We start from the raw sequence: 15,727 nt of genomic DNA, 5'->3' as shown, positions 1-15,727 counted from the left end.
CGACTAGACTGCGCCACCATGACCCTGCGTGCCTCCCAGCTGGACTTCGACCCCTGCGACGAGCTCGCCGCCCTGTGCAAGGCCGGCGGCGATGCGCTGCGCCTGAACGTGCTGCGCGCGCTGAGCAACGACTCGTTCGGCGTGCTGGAGCTGGCGCAGATCTTCGCCATCGGCCAGTCGGGCATGAGCCACCACCTCAAGGTGCTGGCCCAGGCCGGCCTGGTGGCCACGCGCCGCGAAGGCAACGCGATCTTCTACCGCCGTGCGCTGCCGGGCGGCCGCCTGCATGCAGCGCTGCTGGAAGACATCGACGAGCTGCCGCTGCCAGGCGAAGTGCAGGCACGCATCGCCACCGTGCACCAGCAGCGCGCCACCGTCAGCCGCGACTTCTTCGCGCGCATGGCGGCGAGCTTCCAGGCCCAGCAGGACCTGATCGCGAGCCTTGCGCAGTACCGCGACAGCCTGCTGGCGCTGCTCGATGCGCTGCACTTCGCGCCGACCGCCAGCGCGCTGGAAATCGGCCCCGGCGACGGCGCCTTCCTGCCCGAGCTGGCGCGCCGCTTCGCCCGTGTCACGGCGCTGGACAACAGCCCGGCGATGCTCGAACTGGCGCGTCAGCGCTGCGTCGGCGAAGGCCTGGACAACGTCGAGCTGCGCCTGGCCGACGCCCTGCAGGACGAGCAAGCGGCCGCCGATTGCGTGGTGCTGAACATGGTGCTGCACCACTTCGCCACCCCGGCCGAGGCCTTCCGCCAGCTGGCGCGGCTGGTCGCGCCCGGCGGCAGCCTGCTGCTCAGCGAGCTGTGCAGCCACGACCAGAGCTGGGCCAGGGAGGCCTGCGGCGATCTCTGGCTCGGCTTCGAACAGGACGACCTGGCCCGCTGGGCCAGCGCTGCCGGCCTGGTTGCCGGCGAGAGCCTCTACATTGGCCTGAAGAACGGCTTTCAAATTCAGTTACGGCACTTCGCCAAACCCGATGCGCGCAGCGCCCTCAGCCTCCGGCAAGAAAGGAACCGATAGATGAGCGAATATTCCCTGTTTACCTCCGAGTCCGTGTCCGAGGGGCATCCGGACAAGATCGCCGACCAGATTTCCGATGCTGTGCTCGACGCCATCATCGCCCAGGACAAGCACGCCCGCGTGGCCGTGGAAACCCTGGTCAAGACCGGCGTGGCCATCGTCGCCGGCGAAGTCACCACCAGCGCCTGGGTCGATCTGGAGCAGATCGTCCGCGACGTGATCTGCAACATCGGCTACACCAGCAGCGACGTCGGCTTCGACGGCGCCACCTGCGGCGTGCTCAACATCATCGGCAAGCAATCCCCGGACATCAACCAGGGTGTCGACCGCGCCAAGCCGGAAGACCAGGGCGCGGGCGATCAGGGCCTGATGTTCGGCTACGCCAGCAACGAGACCGACGTGCTGATGCCGGCGCCGATCCGCCTGTCCCACGCCCTGGTCGAGCGCCAGGCCGAGGCGCGCAAGTCCGGCCTGCTGCCCTGGCTGCGCCCGGACGCGAAATCCCAGGTCACCTGCCGCTACGAGAACGGCAAGGTGGTCGGCATCGACGCCGTGGTGCTGTCCACCCAGCACAACCCGGAAATCAGCCAGAACGACCTGCAGGAAGCGGTGATGGAGCTGATCGTCAAGCACAGCCTGCCGGCCGAACTGCTGCATAAAGACACCCAGTACCACATCAACCCGACCGGCAAGTTCGTCATCGGCGGCCCGGTGGGCGACTGCGGCCTGACCGGGCGCAAGATCATCGTCGACAGCTACGGCGGCATGGCCCGTCACGGCGGCGGCGCCTTCTCCGGCAAGGACCCGTCCAAGGTCGACCGCAGCGCCGCCTACGCCGGCCGCTACGTGGCCAAGAACATCGTCGCCGCCGGCCTGGCCGAGCGCTGCGAGATCCAGGTGTCCTACGCCATCGGCGTGGCCCAGCCGACCTCGATTTCGGTCAACACCTTCGGCACCCACAAGATCGCCGAAGACAAGATCATCCAGCTGGTGCGCGAAGTGTTCGACCTGCGGCCCTACGCCATCACCCGCATGCTCGACCTGCTCCACCCGATGTACCAGGACACTGCCGCCTACGGCCACTTCGGCCGCACCCCGCAGCAGAAGACGGTGGGCGACGACAGCTTCACCACCTTCACCTGGGAACGCACCGACAAGGCCGCCGACCTGCGCGCCGCCGCCGGTCTGTAAGCCCCCAGCGCAACAGCCGAAGCCCCGCCATCGTGCGGGGCTTTTTGTTGGCCGCTCGTAGCCCGGATGCCACCCGGGAAACGCTGGCTGCACCCGAGCTACGCGCCGCAGCAGCGGCGTCATTCGCGCACCGGCATGCGCTCGACTAGGCTCAAGCCTTCCCCCCAAGCACGGACGCTTGCCATGAAGGCCTGGATCGCCCTGCTCCTCTTGCCCCTGGCCGCCCAGGCCGAGCCCTGCCCGCACTGGCCCGCCGGGCGCGCCAGCGCCGAACTCGATGCCCTCGCCGAGCAGATCGCCCGCTGGGACGACGCCTACCACAACCAGGGCCGCTCACTGGTCGCCGACGAGCTCTACGACCAGGCGCGCGAGCGTCTGCAGCACTGGCGCGCCTGCTTCCCCGACGCCGCCCCGGCGCTGGCCGAGCCGCTGGCCGGCGCCGCCACCCGGCTCGACCATCCGATACCACAGACCGGTCTGCGCAAGCTCGGCGATGCGGCGATAGGCGAATGGATGGCCAGCCGCGAGGAGCTGTGGATTCAACCCAAGGTCGACGGTGTGGCGGTCACCCTGGTCTACCGCGGCGGCACGCTGCAGCAGGCGATCAGCCGCGGCGACGGCCGCCAGGGCCAGGACTGGACGGCGCGGGCGCGGCAGTTGCCGGCCATTCCCAGGCGCCTGCGCGAGCCGCTCGATGCGGTGCTGCAGGGCGAGCTGTACTGGCGCCTGGACGGCCATGTGCAGGCGCTCGCCGGCGGCGCCGGGGCACGCGGCAAGGTAGCCGGACTGATGGCGCGGCAGACCCTGGACGAGCGCGAGGCGGCCGCTGTCGGCCTGTTCGTCTGGGACTGGCCGGACGGCCCGGCGGATATGCGCGCACGCCTGGAGGGCCTGCAGGCGCTGGGTTTCGTCGACAGCGCGGATTACACCCAGCCGCTGCACACGCCGGAGCAAGCCCGCCATTGGCGCCAGCACTGGTATCGCCAGGCCCTGCCCTTCGCCAGCGACGGCGTGGTGCTGCGCCAGGGCGCGCGGCCGCCCGGCCGGCGCTGGCAGGCCGAGGCGCCGCACTGGGCGGTGGCCTGGAAATACCCGCCGAGCCAGGCGCTGGCGGTGGTGCAGGCGGTGGACTTCAGCATCGGCCGCAGCGGGCGCATCACCCCTATCCTGCGCCTGCAGCCGGTCGACCTCGACGAGCGGCGCATCAGCCGCGTCGCCCTGGGTTCGCTGCAGGGCTGGCGCACGCTGGACGTGCGGCCCGGCGACCAGGTGGCCATCCGCCTGGCCGGGCTGACCATCCCGCGCCTGGACGGGGTGATCTGGCGAAGCCCGCAGCGCGCCCCGGTGCAGGCCCCCAATCCGGCCGACTACCACGCGCTGAGCTGCTGGCGCCTCAGCGCGAACTGCCGCCAGCAGTTCCAGGCGCGCCTGGGCTGGCTCGGCGGCAAAGGGGGCCTGGCCCTGCCCGGCGTCGGCCCGGGCACCTGGCACAGCCTGGTGGCGAACGCCCAGCTGGAGGGCCTGCTCGACTGGCTGGAACTGGACGCCGCCCAGCTGCAGGCCCTGCCGGGCATCGGTGCGCGCCGCGCGGCGCAGTTGCAGCAGGCCTTCGCCCTGGCCCACCAGCGCCCGCTCGAGCAATGGCTGCGCGCCCTCGGCGCCCCACCCGGTTTCGCCGCCGAGCCGACGCCGGACTGGCCCAGCCTGCTCGCCCGCGGCCGCGCCGACTGGCAACGCCAGCGCGGCGTCGGCGTGCAGGGCGCCGAGCGGCTGCTGGCGTTCTTCCAGCACCCGGAGGTGCGGCGCCTCGGCGCGCAGTTGCAGCAGGCCGGCATTGCCGCCTTTCAACCGCGCCTGCAGGCCGCCGCGCAGTAGCGCGCGCAACCTTGACCCAGATCATGGTCAGCGCCTTCCTGGCTCGGCCGCAGCGAACCCCGGCGCCGCGACGCGGTCTTCCTCCAAACCCCAGCCATAAGGACAAGCCCATGATTCGTCAGCTCAGCCTGCTCGCCCTGCTGGTCGCCAGCACCGCCTTCAGCTTCGCCGACAGCGGCGTCAGCGGCTGCGCGGCCAAGCGCCAAACCCTGCAGGAGAAGATCGAGATCGCCCGTCAGCACCACAACCCTGACCAGGTGGCCGGCCTGCAACAGGCCCTGGCGCAGGTCGAAGCGCATTGCCACGACGGCGCCCTGCAGGCCGAGCGCCAGGCCGAGATCGACGAGGCGCGGCAGGAGATCGAGCAGCGCGAGATGGACCTGCGCGATGCGCTGAGCAAGGGCGATCCGGACAAGATCGCCAAGCGCCAGGCCAAGCTGGCCGAGGCGCGCGCCGAACTGGAACAGGCCGAGGCCGAACTCGCGCGCTGATCAGTAGGCGCGAAACGCCTGGTGACAGGCCTCGCAACTGTCCTCGACCTGCTGCACCGCCGGCTCCAGCGCGGCGCGGCGCAGCGGCGGCGCAGCGGTGGCCTGCACCAGGGCGGCGGTGGCCTGCTCCAGCTCGCGCGCCAGCTGCTGGAACTGCGCCTGCCGCTGCCAGACCTCGTCTGTGGCCTTGCTGCGCTCGTCGTCGCGGACCTGCGGAAAGTGCTGCCAGGGCTGGCGCGACAGGCGCTCCAGCTCGGCGGCGCCAGCGATAAAGCCGGCCTCGTCGTAGGCAATGCGCCCGCGCAGCATGCCGCCGAGGTCCTCGCTGACCTTGAGCATCTGCTTGAACAGCGCCTGGCGCTGGCCCAGCGGCGAATCGGGATCGACGCCGCCGCAGGCGACCAGGGTCAGGCAGGCGCAGGCCAGCAGCAGGGCTTTGAGCTTCATCGCGATGCCTTCCGGAAAAAAACGGGCGGCCAGTATCGCCACTCGGCCCGATCAGGCCAAGCGCGGTGTTTTACCGCAGTTGTCGCGCCGCCCGCCGTCCGACGGCGGCAGGCGGCGCCGTGCGCACCAGCTACTCAGGTACGGAAACGATCCAGCTGCTGGTTGAGCTGGCGCACCTCGCCGTGAATCTGCGCGCTGACCTGCACCACGCTTGCGGTCTCCCCCTGGCTGCGTTCGGCCAGGCTGGAGATATGGGTCACGCGCTGGTCGATCTCCTGCGCCACCTGGCTCTGTTGCTCGGCGGCGGTGGCGATCTGCGCGTTCAGCGCGTTGATGCCGTCCACCGCGCCGACTATGGCGTCGAGCACCTCGCTGGCCTGGCGGATATGACTGAGGTTGTCCTCGGCCAGCTGCGCGCTCTGCTGCATCGCCGTCACCGCATCGCGGGCGCCGCTCTGCAGGCGCTGGATCATCGCCTGGATCTCGCCGGTGGACTGCTGGGTGCGACTGGCCAGGGTGCGCACCTCGTCGGCGACCACGGCGAAACCACGCCCGGCCTCGCCGGCGCGCGCCGCCTCGATGGCGGCGTTGAGCGCCAGCAGGTTGGTCTGTTCGGCGATCGACCTGATCACCTCGAGCACCTTGCCCACCCCGGTGGTTTCCGCCTCCAGGCGCTGCACCTGGGCGCCGCTGCGTTGCAGCTGGGCGCTCAGCTCGGCGATCTGCGCGGCGCTGCGCTGCACCACCTGCTGGCCGCTCTGCGCGCAGTCGTCGGCGCTGCGCGCCGATTCGGCGGCGTGCGCGGCATGCCGGGCCACCTCGGCCACGGTGGCGCTCATCTCGTTCATCGCCGTGGCCACCTGGTCGAGGTCCTCGTACTGGCGGCGCACGCCGTCGCCGGCCGCCTGCGCCGCGCCGACCACGCTGCCGACGTGTTCGCCGGTGCGCTCGCCGCTGCGCTTGACCTCCGCCAGCAGGCCGCGCACCTGCTCCTGCATGCGGTTGTAGCCGGCGAAGATGCGGCCGATCTCGTTGTCACCCTGGCGCCCGTCCAGGCCGCGGGTGAAGTCGCCGGAGCCGACCCGGGTCAGCGCGCCCTCCACCGCATTGAGGTTGTGCATCAGCGGGCGCAGGCCGAACTGGCGGCCAAGCACCACCAGGGCGAGGATGCCCAGCACGCAGCCGAAGGCCAGCCACATCTGCCGCCGCTGGCTACCCTCGGCGTGCGCCGCCATCAGCCCGACGGCCTGGTTCATCTCGCGCAGCAGCTGCACCGACTGCTGCTCCAGGGCCGCGAGGTCGACCGCCGTGTCGCCGCCGACCAGGCGCTGCAGCTCGCCGCGAAAGCCCTGCCAGAGAACGCCGACCTTGTTCATCTGCGCCTGCACGTTGGGCTCGGCGATGGCGCTGATATTGCGCGCCGGGTTGCCGGCCAGCAGGTCGCGGTGAGCGCCGTCGAACTGCGCCATGGTCGCTTCCAAGGCGGTCGCCGGCAGCACGCCTTCGCGCAGCAGCAGCGCCTCCTTGGTCATCTTCTGGCTGAGCATGCGCTGCGCACCGGCGACGTTGATGGTCTCCGGCGACACCGACATGCTCAGGTACAGCGCCACCGAGGCGATCACCGCCAGGAGGAACATCAGCGCGTAGGAAAACAGGAACTGCTGATTCAGCGTGCGCAGGCCGATGGCGCAGAGCAGGCGGTCGAACAAGGCGGTGGCGGACATGAGAGTCTCCCTGGCAGACGGCGGGAACCCCCGCCAAATAATCGGGAGCAAGCAAGAAAGTGGCCAGCCGCCAGCAGCCTGGCGTCCTGTTTAACGCGGCAAAATGCACCAGAACGGCGCGCCGACCGAGCGGTCACGCGCCGTTTCGGCTCAGGCCGAGACCACGAACAGGGCGACGATCAGGCCCATGCCGGCGAACCACACCAGCGTACGGATCGGTCCCCAGTCGGCCAGGTAGCAAAGCAAGTACAGCACCCGGCTGAGCACGAAGGCGATCGCCAGTTGATCCAGCAGCCCCTGCGCGGCACCGCCGGCCTGGTGGGCGATGATCACCGCCGCGGCGAACGCCGGGGTCACCTCGAAGCCGTTGAGCTGGGCGTTGTGGGCACGCCTGCGCCAGCCCTGCAGAGCGGCGAGGAAGGCGCGCGGGTCGCTGTTGGCGCGCGGCCCGTAGCCGGCGCCGAGGAACTTGGCGCTGGCGGTGGCCAGGTAGGGCAGGACGATGGCGATCAGGACGCACCAGTAGGCGAGGGTCATGCAGGCTCCGCAGTTCGCTGAGGGAGTGCGCAGCTTGAGCCGCCCGCGGGCCGGGCGTCCATGACCCGGCCGGGACAAGTCGACGGCGATCCGGCCAATGCGTCGGCGGCAACGGCCAGCGGCGCCGCGCAAAGACCGACGGAAAGCCTTGGGCTGCACGCCGCACGCGGCTATAATCCGCCAGCTTCACGCAGCCGGCACCGCTCCGGCCGCTCCCGCCACCCGTCCGAGGGGCGCTGCAGCAAATCCGCCAGGTGCGGACTTTGTCAGGCTCGGATGGGGCGTTAACCATACGCATCAACGGCGCCCATTCGCAGACAACGAATGGAGAACTCATCATGAGCGCTGTACTGACGCCTGCCGGTTTTACCGACTACAAGGTCGCCGACATTTCCCTGGCCGACTGGGGCCGCAAAGAGCTGATCATCGCCGAATCCGAGATGCCGGCGCTGATGGGCCTGCGCCGCAAGTACGCCGCCAGCCAGCCGCTCAAGGGCGCGAAGATCATCGGCTGCATCCACATGACCATCCAGACCGGCGTGCTGATCGAGACCCTGATCGCCCTCGGTGCCGAGGTGCGCTGGTCGAGCTGCAACATCTTCTCCACCCAGGACCAGGCCGCTGCCGCCATCGCCGCCGCCGGCATCCCGGTGTTCGCCTGGAAGGGCGAGACCGAGCAGGAGTACGAGTGGTGCATCGAGCAGACCATCCTCAAGGACGGTAAGCCGTGGGACGCCAACATGGTGCTGGACGACGGCGGCGACCTGACCGAGATCCTGCACAAGAAGTACCCGCAGATGCTCGAGCGCATCCACGGCGTCACCGAGGAAACCACCACCGGCGTGCACCGCCTGCTCGACATGCTCAAGGCCGGCACCCTGAAAGTCCCGGCGATCAACGTCAACGACGCGGTGACCAAGAGCAAGAACGACAACAAGTACGGCTGCCGCCACAGCCTCAACGACGCCATCAAGCGCGGCACCGACCATCTGCTGTCGGGCAAGCAGGCGCTGGTGATCGGCTACGGCGACGTGGGCAAGGGCTCGGCGCAGTCGCTGCGTCAGGAAGGCATGATCGTCAAGGTCTCCGAGATCGATCCGATCTGCGCCATGCAGGCCTGCATGGACGGCTTCGAGCTGGTCTCGCCGTACAAGAACGGCCTCAACGACGGCACCGAGGCCAGCGTCGACGCCGCGCTGCTGGGCAAGATCGATCTGATCGTCACCACCACCGGCAACGTCAACGTGTGCGACGCGGGCATGCTCAAGGCGCTGAAGAAGCGCGCCGTGGTGTGCAACATCGGCCACTTCGATAATGAAATTGATACGGCCTTCATGCGCAAGAATTGGGCGTGGGAAGAGGTCAAACCGCAGGTGCACAAGATCCACCGCACCGGCGCCGGCACTTTCGATCCGGCCAACGACGACTACCTGATCCTGCTGGCCGAAGGCCGCCTGGTGAACCTGGGCAATGCCACCGGCCACCCGAGCCGGATCATGGACGGCTCCTTCGCCAACCAGGTGCTGGCGCAGATCTTCCTGTTCGAGCAGAAGTTCGCCGACCTGCCGGCCGAGAAGAAGGCCGAGCGCCTGACCGTGGAAGTGCTGCCGAAGAAGCTCGACGAAGAAGTGGCGCTGGAGATGGTCAAGGGCTTCGGCGGCGTGGTCACCCGCCTGACCCCGCAGCAGGCCGAGTACATCGGCGTCACCGTGGAAGGCCCGTTCAAGCCGGACGCCTACCGCTACTAAGCAGCACCAGGCGTAGGGTGGGCAGGCCGGCGAGCGGCCTGCCCACCTGCTCGAGCATGTCGGTGGACAAGCTGCGCCTGTCCACCCTACACACGTGGAAACTCCGTATGAGCCAAGAACGCCGCTACAGCTTCGAGTTCTTCCCCACCAAGACCGAAGCCGGGCACGAAAAACTGATGAACGTGGCGCGCCAGCTGGCCAGCTACAACCCCGACTTCTTCTCCTGCACCTACGGCGCCGGCGGCTCCACCCGCGACCGCACGCTGAACACCGTGCTGCAGCTCGACGGCGAGGTGAAGGTGCCCACCGCACCGCACCTGTCCTGCGTCGGCGACAGCAAGGCCGAGCTGCGCGAGCTGCTGACCCTGTACAAGAACGCCGGGATCAAGCGCATCGTCGCCCTGCGCGGCGATCTGCCGTCGGGCATGGGCATGGCCAGCGGCGAGCTGCGCTACGCCAACGAGCTGGTCGGCTTCATCCGCGAGGAAACCGGCGAGCACTTCCATATCGAGATCGCCGCCTACCCGGAGATGCACCCGCAGGCGCGCAATTTCGAGGACGATATCGCCAACTTCGTGCGCAAGGCCAAGGCCGGCGCCGACAGCGCGATCACCCAGTACTTCTTCAACGCCGACAGCTACTTCTACTTCGTCGAGCGCGTGCAGAAACTGGGCGTGGATATCCCGGTGGTGCCGGGCATCATGCCGATCACCAACTACAGCAAGCTGGCGCGCTTCTCCGACGCCTGCGGCGCGGAGATCCCACGCTGGGTGCGCAAGCAGCTGGAAGCCTACGGCGACGACATCGAGAGCATCCAGGCCTTCGGCGAACAGGTGATCAGCGAGATGTGCGAACGCCTGCTGCAAGGCGGCGCACCGGGGCTGCACTTCTACACCCTGAACCAGGCCGACCCCAGCCTGGCGATCTGGAACAACCTCAAGCTACCACGCTGAGGCCCGCCGCCCGAGCCGGCGCCGTTGCTGGGCGCCGGCTTGCCGGCGATACGCCGTTCGCCGGCGCCTCCACGACGCTCTTTGCGCGCCACACCCCGCTTTCCGAAGGACCGCCCCGCCATGCAGAAACGCCCGAGAATCAACGCCTCCGTCAGCCCCAAGGGCAGCCTGGAAACCCTGTCGCAGCGCGAAGTGCAGCAGCTGCGCGAGACCGGCTCCGGCAGTGTCTACCGCCTGTTCCGCCAGTGCGCGCTGGCGATCCTCAACACCGGCTCGCACAGCGACAACGCCAAGACCATCCTCGAGGCCTACCCGGACTTCGAGGTGCATATCCACCAGCAGGATCGCGGCATCCGCCTGGAACTGGTCAACGCCCCGGCGGACGCCTTCGTCGACGGCGAGATGATCGCCAGCACCCGCGAGATGCTGTTCAGCGCCCTGCGCGACATCGTCTACACGCAGAGCGAGCTGGAGAACAAGCGCATCGACCTGGACAGCTCCGAAGGCATCACCGACTACGTCTTCCACCTGCTGCGCAATGCGCGCACCCTGCGCAGCGGCGTCGGGCCGAAGATGGTGGTGTGCTGGGGCGGCCACTCGATCAGCACCGACGAGTACAAGTACACCAAGAAGGTCGGCCACGAGCTGGGCCTGCGCGGCCTGGACATCTGCACCGGCTGCGGCCCGGGGGTGATGAAGGGGCCGATGAAGGGCGCCACCATCAGCCACGCCAAGCAGCGCAACCTGGGCGGGCGCTATCTGGGCCTGACCGAGCCGGGGATCATCGCCGCCGAGGCACCCAACCCCATCGTCAACGAACTGGTGATCCTGCCGGACATCGAGAAGCGCCTGGAGGCCTTCGTCCGCGTCGGCCACGGCATCATCATCTTCCCCGGCGGCGCCGGCACCGCCGAAGAGCTTCTCTATCTGCTCGGCATCCTCACTCATCCGGACAACCGCGACCTGCCCTTCCCGGTGATCATCACCGGGCCGAAGACCGCCGCCACCTATCTGCAGCAGCTGCACGAGTTCATCGGCGAGACCCTCGGCGAAGCCGCCCAGCAGCGCTACCGGATGATCTTCAACGACCCCGCCGAGGTGGCCCGCGAGATGGCTGCCGGGATCAAGGCGGTGCGCCAGTTCCGCCGCGAGCGCAACGACGCCTTCCACTTCAACTGGCTGCTGAAGATCGACGAAAGCTTCCAGCGCCCGTTCGAACCGACTCACGCCAACATGGCCGGACTCAAGCTGACCCGCCAGCAGCCACTGCACGAACTGGCGGCCAACCTGCGCCGCGCCTTCTCCGGCATAGTCGCCGGCAACGTCAAAGAGAACGGCATCCGCCTGATCGAACAGCACGGCCCCTACGAGATCCGTGGCGAGACCAGCATCATGCGCCCGCTGGATCGCCTGCTGCAGGCCTTCGTCGAGCAGCACCGGATGAAGCTGCCGGGCGGCAGCGCCTATGAGCCCTGCTACCGGGTGGTCGACTGACCCGCGCCGCCGGCGCTTTCGCGGCGCCGGCAAAATCGTTAATCTGGCGCAATGCCATTATTCCAGCGCCAGATTATCGCCATTCTCCTGCTGTGCGGCCTCGCCTTCGAGGCTCGCGGCGAGACGCTGCGCCTGGTCACCGAGGCCTGGGCGCCCTACGTCTACCAGGAGGACGACCAACCCGCCGGCCTCGACTACGAGATCAGCCGCGAGGTGCTGCGCCGCCTGGGCGTCGAGCTGGAGCTGCAGTTCATGCCCTGGAAGCGCTGCCTGCTGGCGCTGGAGCAGGGCCAGGCCGACGGCATCCTCGACATCTTCCATCTGCCCGAGCGCGAGGCGCAGATGCTGTTCGTCGACGAGACGCTGAGCGAGGTCGAGCTGGTGCTGTTCTTCGCCCGCAAACGCCCCTACCCCTACCGGCGTCTGGAGGATCTGCAGGACCTGGTGATCGGCATCTCGCCGGGCTACTGGTACAACGACGAGGCCTTTCGCAGCTCGCCGCTGTTCAGCCGCGAAGAGGCGCCGACCCACGAGGCCAACCTCGGCAAGCTGGTGCGCCAGCGCGTCGATCTGGTGGTCAACGACCGCCGCGCCGGCCTCTACCTGACCGCCCAGCTGGGCCTGCAGGCGCAGGTCGACTACCACCGCAAGCCCATCGGCCACGACCGCCTGTACCTGGCCCTGCGCCGCGACCCGGCGCTGCAGCGCCTGGCCGCCGAGTTCGCCGGCGAACTGCGCCGCTTCAAGCGCGAGCCCGCCTACGCCCGCCTGCAGGCACGCTACGCCACCCCCACACCGTCCAGGCCGTGAACCAACCGACAGGCTGGTGACTACGCAAACCGCTCGCTCTGTTATACTCGGGCCTTCCCGCCAGGCTTGCGCCCGGATGCTAGCCACCTAGAGGCCAGCAGTACCGGACGGGATCATGCTTCCCACGCGTGATTCAAGCCAGGCTCTACACCCCCAGGGCCACGCCCTCACTTAGTACAGGATTGCTCATGTCCTTTGCCTCCCTCGGTCTCTCCGAGGCTCTAGTCCGTGCGGTCGAGTCCGCCGGCTACACCCAGCCCACTCCGGTGCAACAGCGGGCCATTCCCGCCGTGTTGCAAGGTCGCGATCTCATGGTGGCGGCCCAGACGGGTACAGGTAAGACGGGCGGTTTCGCCCTGCCGATCCTCGAACGCCTGTTTCCGGGCGGTCATCCGGATCGCGAACAACGTCACGGCCCGAAACAGCCGCGCGTGCTGGTGCTGACCCCCACCCGCGAACTGGCCGCCCAGGTGCATGACAGCTTCAAGGTCTATGCCCGCGATTTGAAATTCGTCAGCGCCTGCATCTTCGGCGGCGTTGGCATGAACCCGCAGGTCCAGGCCCTGGCCAAGGGGGTCGACGTGCTGGTGGCCTGCCCCGGTCGCCTGCTCGACCTGGCCAATCAGAAAGCCATCGACCTGTCTCATGTCGAAATCCTCGTGCTCGATGAAGCCGACCGCATGCTCGACATGGGTTTCATCCACGACGTGAAGAAGGTGCTGGCCAAGCTGCCGGCGCAGCGCCAGAACCTGCTGTTCTCGGCGACCTTCTCCAAGGACATCACCGACCTGGCCGGCAAGCTGCTGCACAACCCCGAGCGCATCGAGGTGACGCCGCCGAACACCACGGTCGAGCGCATCGAACAGCGCGTGTTCCATCTGCCCTCCAGCCACAAGCGCGCCCTGCTCGCCCACCTGATCACCCAGGGCGCCTGGGAACAGGTGCTGGTGTTCACCCGCACCAAGCACGGCGCCAACCGCCTGGCCGAGTACCTCGACAAGCACGGCCTGCCGGCCGCCGCGATCCACGGCAACAAGAGCCAGAACGCGCGCACCAAGGCCCTGGCCGACTTCAAGGCCAACCAGGTACGCATCCTGGTGGCCACCGATATCGCCGCCCGCGGCCTGGATATCGACCAACTGCCGCACGTGGTCAACTTCGAGCTGCCCAACGTCGAGGAAGATTACGTGCACCGCATCGGCCGCACCGGCCGCGCCGGGCGTAGCGGCGAGGCGATCTCGCTGGTGGCGCCGGACGAGGAGAAGCTGCTCAAGAGCATCGAGCGGATGACCAAGCAGAAGATCCCCGACGGCGACCTGATGGGCTTCGATGCCAGCACCGTCGAGGCCGAGCGCCCGGAAACCCGCGAACCGCGCCAGCCGCGCGGGCAGAAGCAGCCCAAGGCGCAGAACGCCCAGGGCGGCGACAAGCCCAAGGGCGAGCGCCATGGCGTCGGCCGCAAGGACAAGGGCAAGGACAGCGGCAAGGAGCACAAGAGCAAGCCGCAGCAGCAAGGCCAGAACCGTCGCGGCCAGGCGCCGCGGGGCAGCAGCCAGGCGGCCGCCGCCCCGGCCATTCCGCCGTTGCCTCCGGACCGCGCGCCGGACGAGTTCCGCGACGACGAGATCGACAACTTCGGCAACCGCGTCGACTACGTCAGCCCGATCCAGAACAAACCCCAGGGCCGCGGCCGTCGCTCCGGCGGCGGCGCTCCCGGCAACGGCGCGCCCCAGGGCCAGCGTCCGGCCAACAAGGGCCCGCGTAGCAACGCCAATGGCGCCGGCGGCGCCGGCAAGGGCCGTCGCCAGGGCGGCGGTCAGGCGGCACAGGGCCGCAATGGTGCGGGCCGTGGTCGCCCGGCGCACGACGGCCGCATCACCTCGCTCGATCGCGACGAACTGCCGCGTTCGGAAGCCCTGGTGCGCAACCCGCGCGAGAAGCAACCGGTGATCGTGCACAAGGGCTCGCGCCTGGATCGCTTCCCGACCCCGGAGCAACTCGACGAGCTGGCCAACAGCAGCCGCCCGCGTGGCGAGAAGCCGGCCCTGCTGACGCGCAACCGCGAAGAGTAGGCCAAGGCCGCCAACAAAAACGCCGCCCCATGGGGCGGCGTTTTTGTTTCTGCCAGAACGTACCCCGGATGCAATCCGGGGTACACCCTGCGGTTACTGGCGGATACCTTCGATGGAGAGGATCAGCTCGACGGTCTCGGACGCCGGGCCGAGGTCCATGGCGATATCGAAGTCCTTCAGCTTCAGCGTGGTGCTGCCCTCGAAACCGGCGCGGTAGCCGCCCCAGGGGTCGGAGCCTTCGCCGATGAACTTGGCGGCGATCACCACCGGCTTGGTCACGCCGTTGAGGGTCAGGTTGCCGCTGATGTCGGCGGTGCCTTCGCCGGTGGACTTCACCGAGGTGGACTCGAACGTCGCGGTCGGGTGCTTGCCGACACTGAGGAAGTCGTCGCTGCGGATATGCTTGTCGCGCTCGGCATGGTTGGTGTCGACGCTGGCGGTATTGAGGGTGACGCTGACGGTGCTCGCCTCGGGATTGGCGGCGTCGAAGCTGAACTTGCCGTCGAAATCCTTGAAGGTGCCGTACAGCCAGCTGTAGCCCAGGTGGCTGATCTTGAAGTTGACGAAGGCGTGCTGGCCTTTCTTGTCGATGGCGTAGTCGGCGGCCAGGGCCTGGCCACCGATCAGGGCGCTGCCCAGGGCCAGGGCGACGAGGGTTTTCTTCAACATGGGTGAATCTCCTGCTGAGGTTGAGCGAAGGGCGCGGCTCGAGGCCCACGCCGGAAGGAACGACGAATCAACGGCCGAACATGCGCAGCAAGGTGCTGTCACGGTCGATGAAATGGTGTTTCAGCGCGGCCAGGGCATGCACCCCGGCGAACAGCACCAGGCCCCAGGCCAGGTACTCGTGCACCAGGCCGGCGACGTCCTCCTGCTGCGGCAGGCCGGTAAGCGTCGCCGGCACCGCGAACAGGCCGAACACCTCGATGGCGCGACCGTCGGCGGTGGAAATCAGGTAGCCGGAAAGCATCAGCACGAACAAGCCGAGGTAGAGCAGGCGGTGACCCAGCTTGGAGGCCAGGCGGGTAGCCCGGCCGTGGCTGGCCAGGGCCGCCGGCGGCGGGCTCAGCCAACGCCACAGCATGCGCAGCAGCATCAGCGCGAACAGCGTGATGCCGATGCTCTTGTGCAGCTCGGGGGCGCGCTGGCGCCAGGGGTCGTAGTAACCCAGCTCCATCATCCACAGGCCCAGGCCGAACAGGCCGAAGACGGCCAGGGCCACCAGCCAGTGCAGCAGCACGCTGACCAGGCCGTAACGGGAGGGGGTGTTGCGCCACTGCATGGGAAGGCTTCCGTAGACGAGAGGTTGAGCAAGACTAGCGACAAAACTATCGATTTAAAGCGGAAAATTTCGCTATGAAATAT

At 68.5% G+C, this 15,727-nt stretch carries 14 protein-coding genes and 1 riboswitch; of the genes, 9 read left to right on the top strand and 5 right to left on the bottom strand.

From position 1 onward, the window contains the following. Positions 1-18: 18 nt before the first annotated feature. The 4 genes from EA796_RS16285 to EA796_RS16270 all read left to right on the top strand — a co-directional run bounded on the left by EA796_RS16285 (position 19) and on the right by EA796_RS16270 (position 4,577). Positions 19-1,020, top strand: a complete 1,002-nt coding sequence (locus tag EA796_RS16285) for a metalloregulator ArsR/SmtB family transcription factor (protein ID WP_122109357.1) — start codon at positions 19-21, stop codon at positions 1,018-1,020. Then, a complete protein-coding gene (metK, locus tag EA796_RS16280) occupies positions 1,021-2,211 on the top strand; it encodes a methionine adenosyltransferase (RefSeq protein ID WP_122109356.1) in 1,191 nt (396 codons plus the stop codon). A gap of 183 nt (positions 2,212-2,394) precedes the next feature. Further along, on the top strand, positions 2,395-4,086 hold the full coding sequence (ligB, locus tag EA796_RS16275; RefSeq protein ID WP_122109355.1) for an NAD-dependent DNA ligase LigB: 1,692 nt from the start codon (positions 2,395-2,397) through the stop codon (positions 4,084-4,086). 110 nt (positions 4,087-4,196) lie between these two features. Beyond that, on the top strand, positions 4,197-4,577 hold the full coding sequence (locus EA796_RS16270; protein ID WP_021445999.1) for a DUF1090 domain-containing protein: 381 nt from the start codon (positions 4,197-4,199) through the stop codon (positions 4,575-4,577). Here the strand turns inward: EA796_RS16270 and EA796_RS16265 are convergent, their stop codons facing one another. From EA796_RS16265 to EA796_RS16255, 3 genes are all read right to left on the bottom strand, one after another. Further along, positions 4,578-5,024, bottom strand: coding sequence for a cytochrome c (locus tag EA796_RS16265; protein ID WP_122109354.1), 447 nt, complete (start codon positions 5,022-5,024; stop codon positions 4,578-4,580). A 134-nt stretch (positions 5,025-5,158) separates the two neighbouring features. Continuing rightward, complete coding sequence (locus EA796_RS16260; RefSeq protein ID WP_122109353.1) at positions 5,159-6,748, bottom strand: methyl-accepting chemotaxis protein; 1,590 nt, start codon at positions 6,746-6,748, stop codon at positions 5,159-5,161. A 150-nt stretch (positions 6,749-6,898) separates the two neighbouring features. Then, complete coding sequence (locus EA796_RS16255) at positions 6,899-7,285, bottom strand: MAPEG family protein (RefSeq protein ID WP_021444299.1); 387 nt, start codon at positions 7,283-7,285, stop codon at positions 6,899-6,901. A 222-nt stretch (positions 7,286-7,507) separates the two neighbouring features. Then, positions 7,508-7,601: riboswitch (S-adenosyl-L-homocysteine riboswitch) on the top strand. A gap of 22 nt (positions 7,602-7,623) precedes the next feature. On the opposite strand from EA796_RS16255, the gene ahcY reads away from it, so the two are divergent. The 5 genes from ahcY (at position 7,624) to EA796_RS16230 (ending at position 14,362) form a co-directional block, all read left to right on the top strand. After that, positions 7,624-9,033, top strand: a complete 1,410-nt coding sequence (gene ahcY, locus EA796_RS16250) for an adenosylhomocysteinase (RefSeq protein ID WP_122109352.1) — start codon at positions 7,624-7,626, stop codon at positions 9,031-9,033. A gap of 107 nt (positions 9,034-9,140) precedes the next feature. Next, positions 9,141-9,986 carry a methylenetetrahydrofolate reductase [NAD(P)H] gene (gene metF / locus EA796_RS16245; protein ID WP_021444301.1) on the top strand — a complete coding sequence of 282 codons (846 nt, stop codon included), beginning with the start codon at positions 9,141-9,143 and terminating at the stop codon, positions 9,984-9,986. 120 nt (positions 9,987-10,106) lie between these two features. Next, on the top strand, positions 10,107-11,480 hold the full coding sequence (ppnN, locus tag EA796_RS16240; protein ID WP_122109351.1) for a nucleotide 5'-monophosphate nucleosidase PpnN: 1,374 nt from the start codon (positions 10,107-10,109) through the stop codon (positions 11,478-11,480). Positions 11,481-11,531: 51 nt separating this feature from the next. Continuing rightward, positions 11,532-12,290 carry an ABC transporter substrate-binding protein gene (locus tag EA796_RS16235; RefSeq protein WP_122109350.1) on the top strand — a complete coding sequence of 253 codons (759 nt, stop codon included), beginning with the start codon at positions 11,532-11,534 and terminating at the stop codon, positions 12,288-12,290. A 188-nt stretch (positions 12,291-12,478) separates the two neighbouring features. Then, complete coding sequence (locus EA796_RS16230; protein ID WP_122109349.1) at positions 12,479-14,362, top strand: DEAD/DEAH box helicase; 1,884 nt, start codon at positions 12,479-12,481, stop codon at positions 14,360-14,362. A 93-nt stretch (positions 14,363-14,455) separates the two neighbouring features. Here the strand turns inward: EA796_RS16230 and EA796_RS16225 are convergent, their stop codons facing one another. Both EA796_RS16225 and EA796_RS16220 read right to left on the bottom strand, forming a co-directional pair. Continuing rightward, positions 14,456-15,031, bottom strand: coding sequence for a YceI family protein (locus EA796_RS16225; RefSeq protein WP_021443239.1), 576 nt, complete (start codon positions 15,029-15,031; stop codon positions 14,456-14,458). A gap of 67 nt (positions 15,032-15,098) precedes the next feature. Beyond that, a complete protein-coding gene (locus EA796_RS16220) occupies positions 15,099-15,644 on the bottom strand; it encodes a cytochrome b (protein WP_122109348.1) in 546 nt (181 codons plus the stop codon). Positions 15,645-15,727 lie beyond the last annotated feature (83 nt).

Source organism: Pseudomonas sp. AOB-7 (assembly GCF_003696305.1).
GTDB lineage: Bacteria > Pseudomonadota > Gammaproteobacteria > Pseudomonadales > Pseudomonadaceae > Aquipseudomonas.
Note: the sequence above shows the minus strand (reverse complement) of the source record. Positions and strands in the feature narration are given on the sequence as shown.

What these genes read in the sequence shown, in the direction of transcription:
- EA796_RS16255 (WP_021444299.1), bottom strand. Translation starts at nt 7,285, where the DNA reads ATGACCCTCGCCTACTGGTGCGTCCTGATCGCCATCGTCCTGCCCTAC.
- EA796_RS16225 (WP_021443239.1), bottom strand. Translation starts at nt 15,031, where the DNA reads ATGTTGAAGAAAACCCTCGTCGCCCTGGCCCTGGGCAGCGCCCTGATC.
- EA796_RS16220 (WP_122109348.1), bottom strand. Translation starts at nt 15,644, where the DNA reads ATGCAGTGGCGCAACACCCCCTCCCGTTACGGCCTGGTCAGCGTGCTG.
- EA796_RS16230 (WP_122109349.1), top strand. Translation starts at nt 12,479, where the DNA reads ATGTCCTTTGCCTCCCTCGGTCTCTCCGAGGCTCTAGTCCGTGCGGTC.
- EA796_RS16270 (WP_021445999.1), top strand. Translation starts at nt 4,197, where the DNA reads ATGATTCGTCAGCTCAGCCTGCTCGCCCTGCTGGTCGCCAGCACCGCC.
- metK (WP_122109356.1), top strand. Translation starts at nt 1,021, where the DNA reads ATGAGCGAATATTCCCTGTTTACCTCCGAGTCCGTGTCCGAGGGGCAT.
- EA796_RS16285 (WP_122109357.1), top strand. Translation starts at nt 19, where the DNA reads ATGACCCTGCGTGCCTCCCAGCTGGACTTCGACCCCTGCGACGAGCTC.
- ligB (WP_122109355.1), top strand. Translation starts at nt 2,395, where the DNA reads ATGAAGGCCTGGATCGCCCTGCTCCTCTTGCCCCTGGCCGCCCAGGCC.
- metF (WP_021444301.1), top strand. Translation starts at nt 9,141, where the DNA reads ATGAGCCAAGAACGCCGCTACAGCTTCGAGTTCTTCCCCACCAAGACC.
- EA796_RS16265 (WP_122109354.1), bottom strand. Translation starts at nt 5,024, where the DNA reads ATGAAGCTCAAAGCCCTGCTGCTGGCCTGCGCCTGCCTGACCCTGGTC.
- ppnN (WP_122109351.1), top strand. Translation starts at nt 10,107, where the DNA reads ATGCAGAAACGCCCGAGAATCAACGCCTCCGTCAGCCCCAAGGGCAGC.
- EA796_RS16260 (WP_122109353.1), bottom strand. Translation starts at nt 6,748, where the DNA reads ATGTCCGCCACCGCCTTGTTCGACCGCCTGCTCTGCGCCATCGGCCTG.
- EA796_RS16235 (WP_122109350.1), top strand. Translation starts at nt 11,532, where the DNA reads ATGCCATTATTCCAGCGCCAGATTATCGCCATTCTCCTGCTGTGCGGC.
- ahcY (WP_122109352.1), top strand. Translation starts at nt 7,624, where the DNA reads ATGAGCGCTGTACTGACGCCTGCCGGTTTTACCGACTACAAGGTCGCC.